General features: G+C 71.3%; 16 protein-coding genes, 2 tRNA genes and 1 pseudogene. 2 read left to right on the plus strand and 17 right to left on the minus strand.

The window, feature by feature from the left end:
• Positions 1 to 93 precede the first annotated feature (93 nt).
• The 11 genes from ASC77_RS08805 to ASC77_RS08855 all read right to left on the minus strand — a co-directional run bounded on the left by ASC77_RS08805 (position 94) and on the right by ASC77_RS08855 (position 10050).
• Entirely contained in the window at positions 94 to 555 is a 462-nt protein-coding gene (locus tag ASC77_RS08805; RefSeq protein ID WP_056151154.1) for an SRPBCC family protein, read from the minus strand.
• On the minus strand, positions 552 to 1676 hold the full coding sequence (locus tag ASC77_RS08810) for a lipase family alpha/beta hydrolase (RefSeq protein WP_056151156.1): 1125 nt from the start codon (positions 1674 to 1676) through the stop codon (positions 552 to 554). The genes ASC77_RS08805 and ASC77_RS08810 overlap by 4 nt, the downstream gene beginning before the upstream one ends.
• Positions 1677 to 1903: 227 nt before the next feature.
• A complete protein-coding gene (gene tig, locus ASC77_RS08815) occupies positions 1904 to 3313 on the minus strand; it encodes a trigger factor (protein WP_056151157.1) in 1410 nt (469 codons plus the stop codon).
• A gap of 46 nt (positions 3314 to 3359) precedes the next feature.
• Positions 3360 to 3432, minus strand: a tRNA-Pro gene (locus ASC77_RS08820).
• A 46-nt stretch (positions 3433 to 3478) separates the two neighbouring features.
• Positions 3479 to 3552 (minus strand) — tRNA-Gly (locus ASC77_RS08825).
• Between the two features lie 101 nt (positions 3553 to 3653).
• Positions 3654 to 4751, minus strand: coding sequence for a PP2C family protein-serine/threonine phosphatase (locus ASC77_RS08830; protein ID WP_056151159.1), 1098 nt, complete (start codon positions 4749 to 4751; stop codon positions 3654 to 3656).
• Positions 4752 to 4795: 44 nt separating this feature from the next.
• Positions 4796 to 5632, minus strand: coding sequence for an Fpg/Nei family DNA glycosylase (locus ASC77_RS08835; protein ID WP_056151161.1), 837 nt, complete (start codon positions 5630 to 5632; stop codon positions 4796 to 4798).
• A complete protein-coding gene (locus ASC77_RS08840) occupies positions 5625 to 6122 on the minus strand; it encodes a ribose-5-phosphate isomerase (protein WP_056151162.1) in 498 nt (165 codons plus the stop codon). The genes ASC77_RS08835 and ASC77_RS08840 overlap by 8 nt, the downstream gene beginning before the upstream one ends.
• 12 nt (positions 6123 to 6134) lie before the next feature.
• Complete coding sequence (locus tag ASC77_RS08845; protein WP_056151164.1) at positions 6135 to 7001, minus strand: alpha/beta hydrolase; 867 nt, start codon at positions 6999 to 7001, stop codon at positions 6135 to 6137.
• A 2-nt stretch (positions 7002 to 7003) separates the two neighbouring features.
• Positions 7004 to 8008, minus strand: coding sequence for a beta-ketoacyl-ACP synthase III (locus ASC77_RS08850; RefSeq protein ID WP_056151165.1), 1005 nt, complete (start codon positions 8006 to 8008; stop codon positions 7004 to 7006).
• A gap of 68 nt (positions 8009 to 8076) precedes the next feature.
• Positions 8077 to 10050: a CASTOR/POLLUX-related putative ion channel gene (locus ASC77_RS08855; RefSeq protein WP_156391004.1), complete on the minus strand. Its 1974-nt coding sequence runs from the start codon at positions 10048 to 10050 to the stop codon at positions 8077 to 8079.
• 118 nt (positions 10051 to 10168) lie between these two features.
• Here ASC77_RS08855 and ASC77_RS08860 point away from each other — a divergent pair, with 118 nt between their 5' ends.
• Positions 10169 to 11359, plus strand: a complete 1191-nt coding sequence (locus ASC77_RS08860; RefSeq protein ID WP_056151169.1) for an MFS transporter — start codon at positions 10169 to 10171, stop codon at positions 11357 to 11359.
• Here the strand turns inward: ASC77_RS08860 and ASC77_RS08865 are convergent.
• The 5 genes and pseudogenes from ASC77_RS08865 to ASC77_RS08880 all read right to left on the minus strand — a co-directional run bounded on the left by ASC77_RS08865 (position 11331) and on the right by ASC77_RS08880 (position 15136).
• Positions 11331 to 12803: a peptide MFS transporter gene (locus ASC77_RS08865; protein WP_056151171.1), complete on the minus strand. Its 1473-nt coding sequence runs from the start codon at positions 12801 to 12803 to the stop codon at positions 11331 to 11333. The two genes, ASC77_RS08860 and ASC77_RS08865, sit on opposite strands and share 29 nt — an antisense overlap.
• A 47-nt stretch (positions 12804 to 12850) precedes the next feature.
• A partial coding sequence (locus ASC77_RS08870; protein ID WP_156391080.1) for a MaoC family dehydratase occupies positions 12851 to 13343 on the minus strand: 493 nt, incomplete at its 5' end.
• Position 13344: 1 nt separating this feature from the next.
• Positions 13345 to 13610, minus strand: a pseudogene (locus ASC77_RS26085) (MaoC/PaaZ C-terminal domain-containing protein); the annotation flags it as partial.
• A gap of 69 nt (positions 13611 to 13679) precedes the next feature.
• Entirely contained in the window at positions 13680 to 13865 is a 186-nt protein-coding gene (locus ASC77_RS08875; RefSeq protein ID WP_056151174.1) for a DUF5302 domain-containing protein, read from the minus strand.
• A gap of 77 nt (positions 13866 to 13942) precedes the next feature.
• Complete coding sequence (locus ASC77_RS08880) at positions 13943 to 15136, minus strand: acyl-CoA dehydrogenase family protein (protein ID WP_056151176.1); 1194 nt, start codon at positions 15134 to 15136, stop codon at positions 13943 to 13945.
• Positions 15137 to 15310: 174 nt separating this feature from the next.
• On the opposite strand from ASC77_RS08880, the gene ASC77_RS08885 reads away from it, so the two are divergent.
• On the plus strand, positions 15311 to 16369 hold the full coding sequence (locus tag ASC77_RS08885; RefSeq protein WP_056151177.1) for an endonuclease/exonuclease/phosphatase family protein: 1059 nt from the start codon (positions 15311 to 15313) through the stop codon (positions 16367 to 16369).
• A 21-nt stretch (positions 16370 to 16390) separates the two neighbouring features.
• Here ASC77_RS08885 and ASC77_RS08890 read toward each other — a convergent pair whose 3' ends face one another.
• Positions 16391 to 17485, minus strand: coding sequence for a hypothetical protein (locus ASC77_RS08890; protein ID WP_056151179.1), 1095 nt, complete (start codon positions 17483 to 17485; stop codon positions 16391 to 16393).
• Between the last annotated feature and the right edge of the window lie 56 nt (positions 17486 to 17541).

Raw genomic sequence — 17541 nt, forward strand, 5'->3', positions numbered from 1 at the left:
ATGCGGAGCTGGAGTACTGGGTCACGGAAGCGACCCTAGCCGCAAGAGCCGACAGTTCCACGGCCAACCGGCCCCTGTTCGCCAACAGCGGATTTACGCCTCGACGGCCTCGCGGAGGCGGTCCAGCGTCTGGACCATCCCGGCCTCGAGCTCGTCGGCGTGCTCCGCACTGCCGCCCAGCGCCACCGGCGCGAACAGGCGCGACATCCGGGTGAGCCGGCGCGGCACGGGCCGGCGGTGCACGACCCGGGTGCCCTCCGCGACGGGAGCCAGCTCCCAGATCCAGCGCGCACCGCTGGAGGTCGTGTCCCAGGCCACCAGCCGACCCGGCTCCAGCAGGGCGACGACGTTGCGGGTCGGCCAGATCGCGGCACGGCGCCGGTTGATCCCGAGGTACCACTGCCCGACCCGCAGCCCGCCACGCTTGAGCGGGATCATCCGCACCAGCTCCGGGCTCCACTCGGGCATCCGGGAGAAGTCGGTCAGCAGCGCCCACACCCGCTCGGTCGGCGCCGCGACGACGCCCTCGGCGTACAGCTCCCGGTCGGCGCTCATGCCAGCCACCCGCGCAGGGCCTCGTGGACGTCGGGGTGGTTGAGGAGGCCGAAGTGGTCCGTGCGGCCCAGGTGCAGGACCGTCGCGTCGGGGAACAGCTCCTGGCCGTGCCGGTCGCGTCCGTACGCCGACGGCGGGCGCACCAGCAGGTCGCCGACGACGTGCCCGACGGGGTGCCGCTCCTGGGTCGTCAGGGTGGCCGCGACCAGGCGGTAGCGCGCGTGCGGCAGCGGCGGGACGTCCTCCGCCAGGCCCGCGACCAGGTCGTGCACGCCGACCGAGCGCCAGTCGAGGATCCGGCCGAACGCCGCGGTCTCCGGGAGCCGGGACAGCCCGCGGCTGCCGTGGCCGATCCCCCGCGCGATCGGCGCTCCCAGGTGCGGCGTGCCGAGCGTGACCACGTCCGAGACCCGGTCGGTCCAGGGCGCCTCGACGTCGCTGGCGACCGCACCGGCAGCCCGCAGGATCAGGCCGCCCATCGAGTGGCCGACGAGCGCGACGCGCTCGACCTCCACCGGCCACGCCTCGACCAGGCGCTGCATCAGGGCGGACAGCGCCGCACCGTTCTCGCGCAGGCCGAGCCCGGTGTTGGCCCGCAGGAGGACCGGGGTCCAGCCCTCCCCCGCGAGCATCTCGGCGTACGTCGTCCCGGTCCGCTCGCGCCAGCGCTCCCAGTAGGACTCGTTCTCGCAGAGCCCGTGCAGGAACACCACGACCCGTCCGGTCGCCCCCGGGAACGCGGCGGCGAGCCCGTCGGGGTCCAGCGGCACGTCCCGCCCGTCCGCACGCACGGCCATCGTGATCGCGAGATCGGGCCGCTCGACGGCGAGCCGGTCGCCGATCAGGCCATTGACCGCCGAGCGGACGAAGCGCCCGCGCGCCCCCGCGTCCAGGCGCGGACCCAGACCACCCGCCCGGCCCAGGCCGGCGGACGCGGCGCGCAGGCCGAGCGAGGCCCCGCCGTACACCGCGGAGGTGATCCGACGCCCCGGGTAGCCGCCGAAGCGGTCCGCCCAGGCGTCGTGGGTGTCGCGCACGCTGCGCACCACCAGCTCGTCGGCCACCTCGGTCAGCAGGGACAGCGCGTCGAGCACGCCGGGTCCCGGTGCGGGCTGGGTCATGCGGCGACCATACCCGCGGTATGTCGTGGTGGCGAGGTGGCGGGGCCCATGGATTGGTGACCAAACCGCAGGTGGGAACGCTCCCGGTCTGCGCTTGGTGACCAAACGTGCGGTCGGCCGCGTCGCCGACGGGACGCCCAGCCCGCGTCTGCGCCGCAATGACGCCGGCCCGCCAGGACGAGCCTGGCGGGCCGGCGTACGACGTTGCCCGGGAGCGGGCGTGTGGATCAGGCCTCGGCCTTCTCCTCCTCGGCGGGCTCGGCGGGCGCCTCGGCGTCGGCGTCTGCCTCGACCTCGGCCTCCGGCTCACCGATGGTGCCGTCGGGGAGCAGGTTCTTCAGCTCGACCGGGTTGCCGGACGCGTCGGTGACGACGGCCGACTCGACGATGCGGGCCAGCGCCTTGCCGCGCAGGATCTCCTGCACCAGCTCGGGGATGTGGTTGTGCTCGAACATGTGGTTCGCGAACGCCTGCGGGTCCTCGCCGGACTGCTGGGCCTTGCGGACCATGTGCTCCGAGAGCTCCTGCTGGTCGATGCCGAACTCCTCGACCTGGGCGATCTCGTCCAGGATGAACTGGGCGGTGACCGCGTCGCGGACCCGGCGCTCGAGGTCGGCCTCGAACTCCTCCTGGGTCTGTCCCTCGTCCTCGAGGTACTTCTCCATGGTGACGCCGGCGTACGCGAGCTGCTGCTCGAAGCTGGAGCGGCGGGCGTTGAGCTCATCGGTCACGATCGTCTCGGGCAGCGGGACGTCGACCGACTCCAGCAGCGCCTCGAGGACGGCGTCGCGGGCGGCGGCGGCCTGCTCGAGACGGCGGCCGCGGCCGAGCCGCTCGCGGACGTCCTCGGTCAGCTCCTCGACGGTGTCGAACTCCGAGGCGAGCTGGGCGAACTCGTCGTCGAGGTCGGGCAGCTCCTGCTCCTGCACCTGGCTGACGGCGACCGCCACGTCGACGCCCTCGCCGACCAGGTCACCACCCACGAGCTGGGAGGAGAAGACCTTCTCGTCGCCGGCGGCCAGGCCGACCAGCGCCTCGTCGAGACCGTCGATCATGCCGCCGCGACCCACGCGGTAGGACATGCCGGACACCTCGGCGCCGTCGACGACCTCGCCGTCCTTGGTCGCCTTGAGGTCCATGACCACGAAGTCGCCGTCGGCGGCGGGGCGCTCGACGTCGATGAGGGTCGCGAAGCGCTCACGCAGCGCCTCGACCTGCTCGGCGACGTCCTCGTCGCTCACCACGATGTCCTCGACCGACGCGGTCACGCCGTCGTACGTCGGGAGCTTGATCTCGGGCTTGACGTCGACCTCGGCGGTGAACTCGAGCGCCTCGTTGTCCTCGAACTTGGTCACCTCGATCTCCGGCTGCGCGAGCGGCTGGAGGTCGTTGGCCTGGAGCGCCTCGACGTACTTCTGCGGGACGACCTCGTTGACGGCCTCCTCGAGGACGGCGCCACGGCCGACCTGGCGGTCGATGACGGCCGGCGGGACCTTGCCGCGGCGGAAGCCGGGGACGTTGATCTGCTTGGCGATCTTCTGATAGGCCGCGTCGAGGCTCGGCTTGAGCTCCTCGAAGGGCACCTCGACGGTCAGCTTGGCCCGGGTCGGGCTCAAGGTCTCGACGGCGCTCTTCACAGGCTTTCTCCTACTTTTCGATGACTGGTGCTCGGTGGTGGTTCAGTCGGGGCGACAGGACTCGAACCTGCGATCTCCTGCTCCCAAAGCAGGCGCGCTAGCCACTACGCTACGCCCCGCCAAGTGGGGTCCCACGCGTGCCCGGGGCACGCTCAGGACCCTGCTTGGAGCGGATGACGGGAATCGAACCCGCGTAGCCAGTTTGGAAGACTGGGGCTCTACCATTGAGCTACATCCGCGAGCCCGGGGCCGAGGCCCCGAGAGCGGGTGCAATCGTGCCACACGCGCGGGTCCCGACCCCAACCGGCACGACCGCCCGGACACCGGCCGAGCGCCGCCGTCAGCGTCGGTGGACCAGCACCAGGGCCCGGTCGTCGTTGCGCGAGCCGAGCGAGTCGACGAGCCGGTCGGCCCCGCCGGCGAACTCGCCGCGCAGCAGCCGCTCGGCCTGGCCGAGCATCCGGTCGATGCCGAGGCCGATCTCGCGGCGCGGGGTCTCGACCATGCCGTCGGTGTAGAGGAGCAGGGCGTCGCCGCTGCGCAGCACACCGGCGATCGTGGTGAACTCGGCCTCCTCGATCAGGCCGAGGACCGGCCCCTCCCCCTCGTGGACGGTCCAGCGACCGGAGCCGGCGTCGAGCTGGGCGGCCGGCGGGTGCCCGGCGGTGCGGACCTCGAAGGCGCCGCTGACCAGGTCGAGCGAGAGGTGGATCGCGGTCGCGAACCCCTCCTCCCAACCCTGGCGCAGGAGGTACTCGTTGGCCGCCGGGAGGAAGTCGGCGGGCGGGAGCGCGCCCAGGAGACCGCCGAAGGCGCCGGACAGCAGCAGCGCGCGGGTGCCGGCCTGCTCCCCCTTGCCCGACACGTCGACGACCACGATCTCGAGGCGGTCGGACTCGGGGGCACCGACGGCGACGATGAAGTCACCGGCGAACGGCGTACCCCCCGCCGAGCGCAGCGCCGTCTCGGTGAGCCAGCCCTCGGGCAGCGGCGGGATTCCGCCCTGGCTGAGGATCCGGTCGCGCAGGTCGACGAGCATCGACTCGCCCTGCACGCCGGCGACCCCGAGCCGGGAGCGGCGGAACGACGTCAGCAGCACGATGAAGCAGAGCAGGTAGAGGATGGTGATCGCGAGGACCTGCTTCGAGGTGATCTCCCGCTGCGCGGCGATCGCCAGCATCAGCATCACCATCACGAAGACCACGAACCACGGCAGCTGACGGGGGCCGAGCAGCAGGCTGCCGAGCAGCAGCGGCACGATCAGCATGGTCATCGGCGCCGTGTCGGGCCAGATCAGGACCGGCACCGTCACGAGGACGGTGAGCGCGACCAGCGCCGCCAGCGTGTCGTTGCCGCGCGGGAGGAGCCGCCGTCGCCGACGCGCGACCTTCAGCCTGGACGGGCTGGCGGCCCGGTCCGCGTCGCTGCGTGCCGTCATCTGCTCGTCGGTCCTCGTCGTCGGCCCAGGTCCTGGGGTGGGCATCACTGTAGTGCTCGCGACCGGTACCTGCGCTGGCAATGGCCGCACCAGAACAGGTTGCGTCCCTGCAGCTCGGCCGTGCGTACCGCGTGGCCGCACACGTGGCAGGGCATCCCGTTGCGCCGGTAGACGTAGACCTCGCCGCCGTGGTCGTCGCGCCGCGGCGGCCGGCCCATCGCCTCCGGGGTGTGCTCCGGGCGGACCGTGTCGATGCGCCCGGTGCGGACCCCCTCCCGCATCAGGACGACCAGGTCGTCCCACATCGCGCGCCACTGGCCGACCCGCAGGGAGCTGCCCGGTCGGTACGGGTCGATCCGGTGCCGGAAGAGCACCTCGGCCCGGTAGACGTTGCCGACGCCGGCCAGCACCGACTGGTCCATCAGCAGGCCGCCGATCGGCGCCTTGCTGCGCCGGATCCGGTCCCACGCGATGCCCGGGTCGGCGTCCGCGCGCAGCGGGTCCGGTCCGGACCGGGCGACGATCAGATCGCGCTCGGCGCGCGTCAGCAGCTCGCAGGCCGTCGCGCCGCGCAGGTCGGCGTACGCCGTCTCGGTGGCGAGCCGGAGCCGCACCTGCCCGACCGGCTCGGGGACGCTCGCGACGCCGTCGTGCACGTCGAACTTGCCGTAGAGGCCCAGGTGGACGTGCACGAACCGGTCGTCGGGGAAGGCAATGAAGAGGTGCTTGCCCCACGACTCGGCCCCGGCGAGCACCTGCCCGTCGAGGAGCTCCGCCGAGCCGGCGAACCGCCCCTGGGGGCTGCTCACGTCGACCACCTGGCCGCCGAAGACCGCGGTCAGCTCACCGGCCAGGCGGTGGAGGGTGTGCCCCTCAGGCATCGGTGGGGCGTGCGGGCAGCGGCGGCAGGACGCCGTCGGCCTCGTACGCCGTGAGCTCGTCGATGCGACGCTGGTGCCGCTCGGCGCCGGAGAACGGCTCGGCGAGGAAGAGCTCGACGAACCGCGTCATGTCCTCGATCGAGTGCATGCGGCCACCGACCGCGACCACGTTGGCGTCGTTGTGCTGGCGCCCGAGCAGCGCGGTCTCCTCGGACCAGGCGAGCGCGCAGCGGATGCCGGCGACCTTGTTGGCGGCGATCTGCTCGCCGTTGCCCGAGCCGCCGATCACCACGCCCAGGCTGTCCTGGCCCGCGGCCCGCTCCTCGGCGACGGCCGCGGCGGCGCGCAGGCAGAAGATCGGGTAGTCGTCCTCCGCGTCGTACCAGAACGGGCCGTGGTCGACGGGCTCGTAGCCGTGCTCGGTGAGCCAGGCGGTCAGGTGGTCCTTGAGGTCGAGTCCGGCATGGTCGCAGCCGAGGTGCACGCGCATGGCGGCATTGTCTCAGCCGTGCTGGCGCACGAACGCGGCGACCTGTCCCATCAGGGTCTCGGCTGCCGGGAACACCCGCGGGTGGCGCCAGAAGCCGTGCAGCTGGCCCTGGTAGCGGCAGGCCACGAGCTCGACGCCGGCCTCCGCGACCCGGCGGGCGAGCACCTCACCCTCGTCGCGGAGCGGGTCGTGCTCCGCAGTCACGACCAGCGTCGGAGGCAGGGTGCCGAGCCGGTCGGAGAGCAGCGGCGCGAGGTCCGGGTCGGTGTGGTCGGCCGGGGTCGCGTACTGGTCCCAGTACCAGGCACCCTCGCGCGGGTCGAAGCCGTCCGCGTGCGTGCGGTAGGACTCGAAGCCAGCCGTCGGGTCGAGGAACGGGTAGATCAGCACCAGCGCGGCGTAGCGCCCCGGGTGCCGCAGAGCGTCCACGAGCGCGAGGTTGCCGCCGGCGCTGTCGCCGTGCGCGAGCAGGCGACCGTCCAGCGTGCGCTGGGCCCAGCCCGCTGCCGCCGCGACGTCGTCGACGGCAGCCGGGAAGCGATGCTCCGGTGGTCGCCGGTAGTCGACGCTCAGCACCCGCTGCCCGCTGAGGTTGGCCAGCCGGCGCGCCCGCGCGTCGTGCACCTCGACGTCGTTGAACACGAAGCCGCCGCCGTGGACGTGCACGACGACCGACTCACCCGCGCCCACGGGCGTGTAGAGACGGGCGGGTACGCCGTCGGCGTCGACGTCACTCACCTCGGCGACGTCCTCGCGCGGCTCGGCGGCGGCCGTGGCCCGGGCCTGCGCCCGCGCCGCGTCGATGTCGTAGCCCTCGGTCCAGACCGGGGTCTCGCCGGCGATCAGCTCGAGGGCCAGCCGGGACTCGGGGAAGAGCATCCTCAGACGCCGGCGACCGGAGGCAGCGTGACGACCTGGGAGGCGAAGCTGAGCCCGGCGCCGAATGCGATGAGCAGCGCCGTGTCCCCCGGCTTCGTCTGGCCCTGGCGCACCATCGCCTCGATGGCGAGCGGCACCGACGCGGCCGAGGTGTTGCCCGAGTCCTGCACGTCGCGGGCGATCGCGATGCCCTCCGGGAGCTTGAGGTTGCGGGCCAGGGTCTCGGTGATGCGCAGGTTGGCCTGGTGCGGCACGAACGCGTCGAGGTCTTCGATCGCCAACCCGGCGCCGTCGATCGCCTCGCGGGCCACGTCGGCCATCGCGAACGGCGCCCAGCGGAAGACCGCCGTCCCCTCCATCTGCACGACCATCGGATGCTCGGGGCTGTTGTGCTGACAGCCCGGCACCTGCGTGATGACGTGGGACTGGGACCCGTCAGATCCCCAGGCCACCGGCCCGATGCCCGCCTCGTCGGCCGGTCCGACCACGACGGCCCCGGCGCCGTCGGCGAAGATGAACGCCGTGCCCCGGTCGGTCGGGTCCATGAAGGTGCTCAGCTTCTCGACGCCGATGACCAGCGCGTAGCCGGCGTTGCCCCCGCGGACCAGGTCCGAGGCGACCGAGAGCGCGTGGCAGAAGCCGGCGCAGCCGGCCGAGACGTCGAAGGCCGCGGCGCGCGAGCCCAGCCGGTCGGCGACGATCGGGGCCGCGGCCGGCGTGTGCTGGGCATGGGTCGAGGTCGCGAGGATGACCGTCGAGATCTGGTCGGCCCCGATGCCGGACACCTCCAGCGCCGCGCGTGCCGCATGGGTCGCCATGTCGAGGAGCGACTCGTCCTCGCCGGCGAAGCGTCGCGTCCGGATGCCCGAACGGGTCTGGATCCACTCGTCGTTGGAGTCCAGGACCTCGCAGATCTCGTCGTTGGTGACGACCCGCGCCGGTCGGTAGACCCCGAGCCCGAGCATCGCGGTCGCCGATGCGCCGGTGCGTTGACTGATCCTCGCCATGACAGCTCCCTGACTCGGGGACGGTGTGAACGAAGGCACACTAGACCCGGGCCGGGGACGCCGTGTCGTCAGTCCTCCGCGAGCACGACCACCCGGTCGCCGGGGATGACGCGGAAGGTCTCCGACTTCGCCGGGTTGACCCGGACGCCGAAGCTGGTCCCGCTGCCGTCGGCCAGCGCCGTCGACTTGTAGCCGATCGCGGTCTCACCACGACGTACGGCGCCGGCGACGACCGTCGCGAAGTCGACCTCCGCACCCGGCTCGACGTACCACTCGGCGGGGCGCAGGTAGATCTCGCTGCCCTCGTCGCCGAGCAGCTCGGAGAAGACCGCCTCCAGACGGTGGTCCTCCGAGAGCTGGGTGACCAGCAGGCTCACGATCTCGCCGCTGACCACGACGTCGTCGACGTGGGCGACCTGCGCGAGCACGCGGTTGCGGTCGTCGAGCATCTCGCTGACGACGGGCGTGGCCGCGTCCATCCGGGCGAGGAGGTCGCGCACGTGCAGCAGCGTCACCAGCGTGCGGGCGTCCGCCGCCTGGGGCTCCAGGTCATCGGAGTAGCAGAGCACGATGACCTGGTCGAGGTCGGCGCTCAGGTGCCGCTCGAGCGTCGCCCGGTCGGTGGTCGAGGCCGTGACGACGGTGACGTCGAGGTTGGCCATCGGCGGCAGCACCTCGGGGGCGTACGACGTGACGACGGTCAGTCCCGATCCCGGGGGCGCGTACTTGTCGAGCTCGCGCAGCACGATCGGCGCGCGCTCGTTCCAGCCGATCAGCACGGCCCGCGTCGGGTGGTCGTCCACGCCGAACGAGGTGCCCAGACGGGTCCGGTCCGGCTGCACGAGGGCGTCGGGCTCGCCCCGCAGGGTCGAGTCGTCCTCGGCGACCACGATGAGCGTGCACCCGGCGACCAGGGTCTCGGGCGGCGGGTTCAGCTTCGGCCCGTCCGGCCCGATCACGCCGATCACGCCGGCCAGCTCGTAGGCCAGCAGCGCGTCGCCGTACGTCGCGTCCGCGGCCAGGCCGTGGCCCTCGAGGAAGTAGATCTCGTCGCCGCCGTAGTCGAAGAGCTCGGTGTAGACGGCCGCGGCGCCGGACTGCCGTGAGGTCTGCACGACGAGCTTGGCGACGGTCTCGCGGATGTCGAGCAGCACGGTGCGCTCGGCCCCGACCAGGCGCGCCGCCTCGAGGTTGGTGGGGTTGCGGATCTCGGCGACGATGCGCGGACCGTCGGGGCCGGCGTGGGTCAGCGCGAGCAGGGTCTTGATGACCTCGGCGTCCGGGTCCTCGGAGGTCTCCGGGGCGAGCAGGATCACCGAGCGGGCGCTCGGATGGCTGCTGAGCGCGAGGTCGTCGAGGTCCATCGGCGACCCGGACCGGCAGATCACCCGGGTGCCGCGCAGGTCGGGCACCTTGGCCCGGAGCAGCTCCTCCATCTCGACCTTGTCGCGGTCGGCGAGCACCACGATCACCGGCTTCCTGCGGCTCTCGTTGGCCAGCGTCAGCTCGCTCACGATCGTGAAGATCGAGTCCGACCAGCCGAGGATCACCGTGTGGTCCTTCTCCAGGACCGTCGAGCGGCCGCGGCGCAGGTCGGCCAGCTTGGCGTCGATGCCGGTGGCGATCACGCCGATCAGGGCGCTGACGATGAAGAGGCCGGCGATGGTCAGCACCAGCATGGTGAGCAGGAACTGCCAGGAGGCCCCGCCGTCGCCGGCCACGGTGCCCGGGTCGAGCGCGTGGAAGAGGTTCTGCATCAGGTCGCGGAAGAACGGCTTCGACGGGTCGTCGTCCGACCGCAGGCTGAAGATCGCGACGATCACGGTGAACGCCACGATGAGCACCACGGTGGTGACGCACAGCCAGGCGATCAGCGCCGGCGTCCCCCGCGCCATGCTGTTGTCGAACTGGTAGCGCAGCTTCTCGCGCAGCGTGGGCTCCTCGAGGTGCTTGCTGCGTGCGATCGGCGTCGTGCGCTCGGCCGTCGGCGATCCCATCGCCCGGGCCGTGCGCTGGCGTGCCTGTAGACCGGTCCGTGCCATCTGTCCATCCCCCACATGTTCGTTTCCCGGAGAATCGTCGCTCACCGGGGGCACCTGAGCACCCGTTTCGGTGGAACTACTGGGGCATGTCTCGCCGTGGCGTGCCACGATGCCCGCCATGCAGAACTCGCGGGCCCGCGCCGCCACCGCCGCCGCCTTCCTCACCCAGGGGCTGATCCTGCTCAGCCTCACCACGCGGCTGCCGGACTTCCAGGACAAGTGGCACCTGTCCGACGTGAAGCTGTCGCTGATCCTGCTGATGATGATCCTGCTGGCCGGCGTCGGCTCGGTGGTCGCCGAGACGCTCGCGAAGCGGCTCGACAGCGCGGTGCTGCTGCGGTCCGGCCTCCTGGTGATCGCCGTCGCGGTCCCCGTGCTGTGCCTGGCGCCGACCACGGCCGTCTACATCGCCGGCATCGCCGGGTACGGCGTTGGGCTGGGCATCGTGGACGCCTGCACCAACATGCAGGCGGTCGCGCTCGAGCACCGCTACGGCCGCCCCATCCTCCCGTCCTTCCACGGCGCCTGGACCCTCGGCGGTGTCGTCGGGGCGGTGATCGGGCTCGCCACCGCGTCGGCCCCGGTCGAGGTGAACGCACTGGTCGGCCTGATCCCGCTGGCCGTCGCCTTCGGGCCGTTCCTGCCTCGCGACCACGGCCCGACCGAGCTCGCCACGAAGGTCGACGTCCCCTGGCGCCCGATCATCCTCGTGGGCGTCGCGATGGTGCTCTTCTACATGGTCGACACCGGCGTGCAGACCTGGGGACCGCTCTTCCTCGACCACACCTTCACCACGCCCGAGAGGTACGTCGCGCTCTCGGCCCTCGCCTACCTGCTCGCCAGCGGTGCCGTGCGGATCGCCGGCGACCGCCTGGTCGCCCGGCTCGGCGTGGTCCCGATGCTCCGCGTCGGCGCGCTGGTCGGGGCCGGCGGCCTGGCGGTGGTCGTCTTCTCCCCCACCTGGCAGGTCGCGGTGCTCGGGTTCGCCGTCCTCGGCGCCGGCGTCGCGGTCGTGGCACCGCTGAGCTTCTCCGCCGCGGCCCGGATCGCGGGCGCCTCGGAGGCGGGGCAGGAGTTCGAGCCCGCCGTGCGCCAGGCGCGGGTCGACGCGGTGATCGCCCGGTTCAACCAGTTCAACTACGTCGGCGCCCTGCTCGGCTCGGTGATGACCGGGCTGGTCGGTCAGGACTCGCTGCGGATCGGCTTCGCCGTACCGATGATCCTGGTGCTCGGCATCATCCCCCTGGCCCCGGCGTTCGCGCCGAAGCTGGTGGCCGCCGTCAGTGCACCCCGGCCATCAGCTTCCTGATCGGCTTCACGAACAGCAGGAGCAGTACGCCGACAGCGATCGCGACGAGGCCGATGATCAGGAAGTAGCCGGTCTCGTCGTCCGGGTCGTAGTACGCCGCCAGCCGGCCCGACATCGCCGTGCCGAGCGCGATCGAGAGGAAGTAGAGCGCCACCATCTGGGTGTGGTACTTCGCCGGCGCCAGCTTCGTCGACAGGGACAGACCCGGTGGTGAGATGAAGAGCTCCGCGAGCGTGAAGACCAGCAGGACCGCGGCGAGCGCCCACAGGTTGACCGTGTTCTCGCCGCTCGGTAGCGGCAGGAACATCAGGAACGCCAGGCCCATGAGCACCGTGCCGATCCCGAACTTCACCGGGGTCGACGGCTGGCGGCTGCCGAGCCGGGTCCACACCGCCGCGAACACCGGGGCGAGCGCGATGATGAAGACCGGGTTGATCGACTGCACCCACGACACCGGCATGGTCCAGCCGAAGAAGTCGCGATCGACCCGCTCGTCGGAGTAGATGGTCACGACCGTGAACTGCTGCTGGTAGAGCGACCAGAAGACGGCGTTCGTGATGAACATCGGGACGAACGACCACACCCGGCTCCGCTCCAGCGCTGAGACCTGGCTGCTGGTGAGCAGCAGCGCGAAGTAGGCGAGCGCGGCGGCGATGGTGATGCCGATGACCCAGTCGGAGAGGTTTCCGGCGTCTATCCAGCCGAACGCGACGAGCGCGCCGATCGCGATGAGGAAGGCGACCAGCGCCCCGGCGTACCGGATCCGCTCGGACGGCTCGAGCGGGTTGGGCACGACGCGGCTCGCGTCGGGCAGCCGCTTGCGTCCGATCGAGTACTGCACCAGCCCGAGGAACATGCCGATCGCGGCGAGCCCGAACCCCCAGTGGAAGCCCTTGTTCTCCTGGAACCAGCCGGTCAGCAGCGGGCCGACGAACGCGCCGATGTTGATGCCCATGTAGAACAGCGAGAAGCCGGCGTCGCGCCGCTCGTCCTGCTCGCTGTAGAGAGAGCCGACCAGCGAGGTCGCATTGGCCTTCACACCGCCACTGCCGAGCGCGATGAGCGGCAGGCCGATGGCGACGCCGGCGATGTCGGGCACGACGGCCAGCGCGATGTGGCCGAGCATCACGATCGACGCGGCGTAGAAGAGCGTCCGTTCGGCGCCGATCACCCGGTCGGCGAGCCAGGCGCCGAGGATGGTGGCGAGGTAGACGGCACCGCCGTACGCCCCGACGATGCCGGTCGCCGTGGCCTTGTCGATGCCGAGACCGCCCTGGTCGGCGGAGTAGTAGAGGTAGATCAGCAGGATGCCCTGCATGCCGTAGAAGCTGAACCGCTCCCACATCTCCACGCCGAAGAGGTTGGCCAGCGGCCGCGGCTGCCCGAAGAAGCCGCGGTCCAGGTCGTCACTCGATCCGGCGGGGTCCGTCGTCGACGTGGTCATCAGACCACCGTGCCCCGTCCACGACCGGGGACACAAGTCAGGCCAGGTCAGGCCTGCGGGCCGCCCCAGAACTTGTCCGGCACCGGGACGGGACGCCCGGGCTGCTCGCCGCCGCGGGCCTCGAGGTAGCTCGCCTTCGGGACCATCACCTTGCGGCGGAAGATGCACACGATCTTGCCGTCCTGGTTGTAGCCGATGGTCTCGACGTAGACGACGCCACGATCGTCCTTGGACTTGCTCTCGGTCTTCTCCAGCACCGTCGTCTCGCCGTACAGGGTGTCGCCGTGGAACGTCGGCGCGACGTGGCGCAGCGACTCGACCTCGAGGTTGGCGATCGCCTTGCCCGAGATGTCCGCGACGCTCATGCCGAGCAGGATCGAGTAGACGTAGTTGCCGACCACGACGTTCTTGCCGAACTGGGTCGTCTCCTCGGCGTAGTTGGCGTCGAGGTGCAACGGGTGGTGGTTCATCGTGAGCAGGCAGAACAGGTGGTCGTCGTACTCGGTCACCGTCTTGCCGGGCCAGTGCTTGTAGGTCGCGNGTTGTTCTCGGACCGTTCACGAGGCGGGTGGTGCCGGGTCGTCCCACCCTCATGCCGAGCAGGATCGAGTAGACGTAGTTGCCGACCACGACGTTCTTGCCGAACTGTGTTGTCTCCTCGGCGTAGTTCACGTCGAGGTGCAACGGGTGGTGGTTCATCGTGAGCAGGCAGAACAGGTGGTCGTCGTACTCGGTCACCGTCTTGCCGGGCCAGTGCTTGTAGGTCGCGCCGACCTCGAACTCTTCGTAGCTGCGTCCGAACTGCATGGGCCGATACTGCCCGCCCGTACGCCGCCCCGTCACCCGCTGTTACGCGTGGGTAATGTCACCCGGCGCTCAGGAGCCCCCACCGCCCGCCTTGCGGCGGTGCAGCTTCGGAGCGGAGTCGGCCACCTCGGAGCCGTGTGCCTTCTCCTGGAGCGGCCCGTCCTGGTGGACGCCCTTCTCCTTGGAGTTCTTGCGGTCCAGGGCCTCACGCATCTTGGCCTTGAGGTCGTCGTTGGCACCGTTCGATTCCGGCATCGTTCCTCCTGGGGTCGGTCCGACCACCTTGTCATCCCGACCCTGAGGCGGTCGACCGGTAATCGAGCCCGAGCGGCTCAGCCGAGCTTGTACTCCTTGAGGAGCGCCCGTCCGATGATCATCTTCTGGATGTCGGAGGTGCCCTCACCGATCAGCATGAAGGCGGCCTCACGGTAGAGGCGCTCGATCTCGTACTCCTTGGAGTAGCCGTAGCCGCCGTGGATCCGGAACGAGTCCTGGACGACCTCGTTGCAGTACTCCGAGGCGACCATCTTGGCCATGCCGGCCTCGACGTCGTTGCGCTCGCCGGCGTCCTTCTTCCGGGCGGCGCGGACCATCATCGAGTGGGCGGTCTCGACCTTGGTCGCCATCTCCGCGAGCCGGAAGAGGATCGCCTGGTGCTCCGCGATCGGCTTGCCGAACGTCTCCCGCGTCTGCGCGTACGCCGCCCCGAGCTCGAAGGCCCGGTTGGCGATGCCGACGGCGCGGGCGGCGACGTTGACGCGGCCGACCTCGACGCCGTCCATCATCTGGTAGAAGCCCTTGCCGGGCTCGCCGCCGAGGATCTGGTCGGCCGAGATCTGGTGGCCCTCGAACACCATCTCGGTGGTGTCGATGCCCTTGTAGCCCATCTTGTCGATCTTGCCGGGCACCGTGACGCCCTGGGCGGTCTCGCCGAAGCCGGGCTCCTTCTCGACCAGGAACGTCGTCATGTTCTTGTAGACCGAGTCCGCACCCTCGTCGGTCTTCACGAGCACCGCGACCAGGTTCGACGAGCCGCCGTTGGTCAGCCACATCTTCTGGCCGGTGATCGAGTAGCCACCATCGTCCTGCTTCGTGGCCTTGGTCTTGATCGCCGACACGTCCGAGCCCAGCGACGGCTCCGACATCGAGAACGCGCCCCGGATCTCGCCGGTCGCCATCTTCGGCAGGTACTTCTTCTTCTGCTCCTCGGTGCCGTGCCGCATCAGCATGTAGGCCACGATGAAGTGGGTGTTGATGACGCCCGAGACGCTCATCCAGCCGCGCGCGATCTCCTCGACGCACAGGGCGTAGGTCAGCAGCGACTCGCCGAGGCCGTCGTACTCCTCGGGGATCATCAGGCCGAAGATGCCGAGCTCCTTGAGCCCGTCGACGATCTCCTGCGGGTACTCGTCGGCGTGCTCCAGCTCGGTCGCGACCGGCAGGATCTCCTTCTCGACGAAGCTCCGGACGGCCTTGATGATCTCGGCCTGGTCGTCGCTGAGGCCATCGGTCTCGCACAAACGCATTGCGGCATCCTTCGGGGCGCGGGTGTTTCGGCTGGCGTTCGAGCACACTATTACCGGCCGGTCACTTCCCACACCCTTCCGCGGGCCGCGGTGACAACCCTCACACGCCCGCCCGGCTCCTAGACTGTCGCCGGACGACGGTCACCGGGACCGGACCACGACACGGGGGGTGGGATGAACCGACCGCGCCCCAGCTGGGCCAGCCCGGACCTCCCGCTGGCGCTGCTCGTCGTGGCGGTGGTGGTGCTCGCCTTCGTGCTCCCGAGCAGGCTCGGCGGCTCGGACCCCGATCCCTCGCCGGCAGGCGGCGCACGGGTGGCCCCGCCGTCGGTCTCCCCCACCGACCAGCAGGTGGTGCCGGCCCCGACCCTGTCGCCCGGCACCGGCGCCGGCTCGTCCGCCTCGCCATCAGACGGCGCGGCGAACCCCGGCGCCCCGGGCCTGCCCAGCCGCCACCGAGACGGAGTCTGCGTCGACGTGCCGGCACCGCGGCTGACGGCCGCGTCGTTCAACATCCACTCGGGCTTCAACCGCGACCGCAGCCGGCTCGAGCTCGAGCAGATCGCCGCCGAGATCAGCGCCCTCGACGCCGACGTGGTGCTGCTCCAGGAGGTGGACCGCAACCGGCGCTGGAGCGCCCACGTCGACGAGCCGGCCTACCTCGCCGCGAAGCTCGGCATGTACTACGCCTTCGGCACCAACGTGCGCCGGTCCGGCAACAGCGAGTACGGCACCGCGATCCTGTCGACCTACCCCGTCAGCGACGCCAGCAACACCCTGCTGCCCAACGGGCCGGGCGGCCAGCAGCGCGGGCTGCTCCGGGTGGTCGTGAGCCCGTTCGGGAGCCCGATCAGCATCTACGTGACGCACCTCGAGAACACCTCGTCGACGATCCGGCTGGCCCAGGCCCGCTCGATCGCCCAGATCGTCGCGCAGGACCCGCACCCGAAGATCCTGGGCGGCGACCTGAACGCCGGCCCGGGCTCCGACGTGCTCGGCACCCTCCGCGGCGCGCTCGAGGACAGCTGGCCGGCGTCCGGCCTGGGCGCGGGCCTGACGCACCCCACGGTCGCCCCGCGGTCGCGGATCGACTACCTGCTGTACGCCGGCAGCCTGCAACCCGTCGCGTCCGTCGTGCTCCCGAGCGCGGTCTCCGACCACAGCGCGGTGCGCACCGTCTTCGAGGCCGGTACCGGCGCGCCGCAGGTCTGCCTGCCGTTCTTCGGCAACTGACAGCCCGGTGGTGGAGGGGGCTCAGCGCCGGAGCCGGCGCCACCACCCACGCTCCTCGGCCTCCGTCGCGGCCGGCGCTCCGGACTCCTTCGCGCGCTCGATCTCCTCGCCCAGCTGCCGGCTGACGATCTCGCTGAGCGCGCGGATCGCCGCCTCGGCGAGCTCGGCGTCGGTGACGACAGGAGGCTCGGTCGCGAACTCGGACTCGCGCGGCAGCAGGTCGTCGACGTCACCCGCCACGTCGAACCCGCCCGCGCGGACGTAGTCGACGTACCGCTGCGACACCTCGCGGCACCACGCCGCGTGCTCCTGCGGCAGCAGGATCCGCCGCCCCTCCGCGGCCCCGAGGATCTGGGTCGAGAAGTAGCGCTTGCCGACCTTGCCGTACACGTCGCGGCGCTTGAGCTCGTCGGGCACGGCGAGGTTCACCCGCCGGAGCACCTCCGCCTGCTCCAGCCGCAGGCCAGGGTTGCCGCTCCCGCCCGCCTCCCGGTCGAGAGCGCTCGCGTCCACGTCGAGGACGCTGCAGTAGCGGTCGAGCAGGAGGTCGTGGTCGCTGCCGGCCGGAGGGACGGGGACGACGTGGATGCGCTCCGGCGGCACGTGCCGCGACCAACGGCCGAGGATTCCGGGCAGGTCCTCCTGCCACCAGATCGACGCGTCGGTGCCCTCGGCCTCGCGGAGCCGGCGCACGTAGCGGGGGAAGGTCGAGCGCCGTCCGGACCGGAGACCCTGCTGCCACACCGACGGGATCTGCCGCGCGAGGTCGCGGCAGGTGAGGACCACGTGCACCTCCCGGTCCCCGCACGCCCCCAGCAGGCGGTCGATCTGGGCGTCGTCGGCCGGCGACAGCGACTCCTCCGAGATGAGCGCACGGGAGCCGGTGCAGTCGTCGAGCATCGCCGAGAGACCCGGCAGCACCTCGGACGCCTCGGGCGGGTCGTGCGGGAGCAGCCGGCCACGCACGTCGAGCATCAGCCAGAAGGCGGCCCGGCGCCGGAGCACCAGGTCGAGGTCCTGCTCCAACAGCTCCTGTCGCGAGCCCAGCATCACGCCCTGGAGGTACGACGTACCGGTCTTCTGCAGACCGATGTGGAGGAAGAGCGCGCGACTCACGCGACCGAGACTAGGACTCGCTCCTGTGGGTGCGTCCAGCGTCGGATGTGAGGATG

The sequence above is a fragment of the Nocardioides sp. Root1257 genome, assembly GCF_001425175.1.
In the GTDB taxonomy this organism is placed as follows: domain Bacteria; phylum Actinomycetota; class Actinomycetes; order Propionibacteriales; family Nocardioidaceae; genus Nocardioides.

Bases quoted from the DNA above. Each gene is read 5' to 3' on its own strand.
- ASC77_RS08805 (WP_056151154.1), bottom strand. From the start codon at position 555: ATGAGCGCCGACCGGGAGCTGTACGCCGAGGGCGTCGTCGCGGCGCCG.
- ASC77_RS08810 (WP_056151156.1), bottom strand. From the start codon at position 1,676: ATGACCCAGCCCGCACCGGGACCCGGCGTGCTCGACGCGCTGTCCCTG.
- ASC77_RS08830 (WP_056151159.1), bottom strand. From the start codon at position 4,751: ATGACGGCACGCAGCGACGCGGACCGGGCCGCCAGCCCGTCCAGGCTG.
- ASC77_RS08835 (WP_056151161.1), bottom strand. From the start codon at position 5,632: ATGCCTGAGGGGCACACCCTCCACCGCCTGGCCGGTGAGCTGACCGCG.
- ASC77_RS08840 (WP_056151162.1), bottom strand. From the start codon at position 6,122: ATGCGCGTGCACCTCGGCTGCGACCATGCCGGACTCGACCTCAAGGAC.
- ASC77_RS08845 (WP_056151164.1), bottom strand. From the start codon at position 7,001: ATGCTCTTCCCCGAGTCCCGGCTGGCCCTCGAGCTGATCGCCGGCGAG.
- ASC77_RS08850 (WP_056151165.1), bottom strand. From the start codon at position 8,008: ATGGCGAGGATCAGTCAACGCACCGGCGCATCGGCGACCGCGATGCTC.
- ASC77_RS08855 (WP_156391004.1), bottom strand. From the start codon at position 10,050: ATGGCACGGACCGGTCTACAGGCACGCCAGCGCACGGCCCGGGCGATG.
- ASC77_RS08860 (WP_056151169.1), top strand. From the start codon at position 10,169: ATGCAGAACTCGCGGGCCCGCGCCGCCACCGCCGCCGCCTTCCTCACC.
- ASC77_RS08865 (WP_056151171.1), bottom strand. From the start codon at position 12,803: ATGACCACGTCGACGACGGACCCCGCCGGATCGAGTGACGACCTGGAC.
- ASC77_RS08875 (WP_056151174.1), bottom strand. From the start codon at position 13,865: ATGCCGGAATCGAACGGTGCCAACGACGACCTCAAGGCCAAGATGCGT.
- ASC77_RS08880 (WP_056151176.1), bottom strand. From the start codon at position 15,136: ATGCGTTTGTGCGAGACCGATGGCCTCAGCGACGACCAGGCCGAGATC.
- ASC77_RS08885 (WP_056151177.1), top strand. From the start codon at position 15,311: ATGAACCGACCGCGCCCCAGCTGGGCCAGCCCGGACCTCCCGCTGGCG.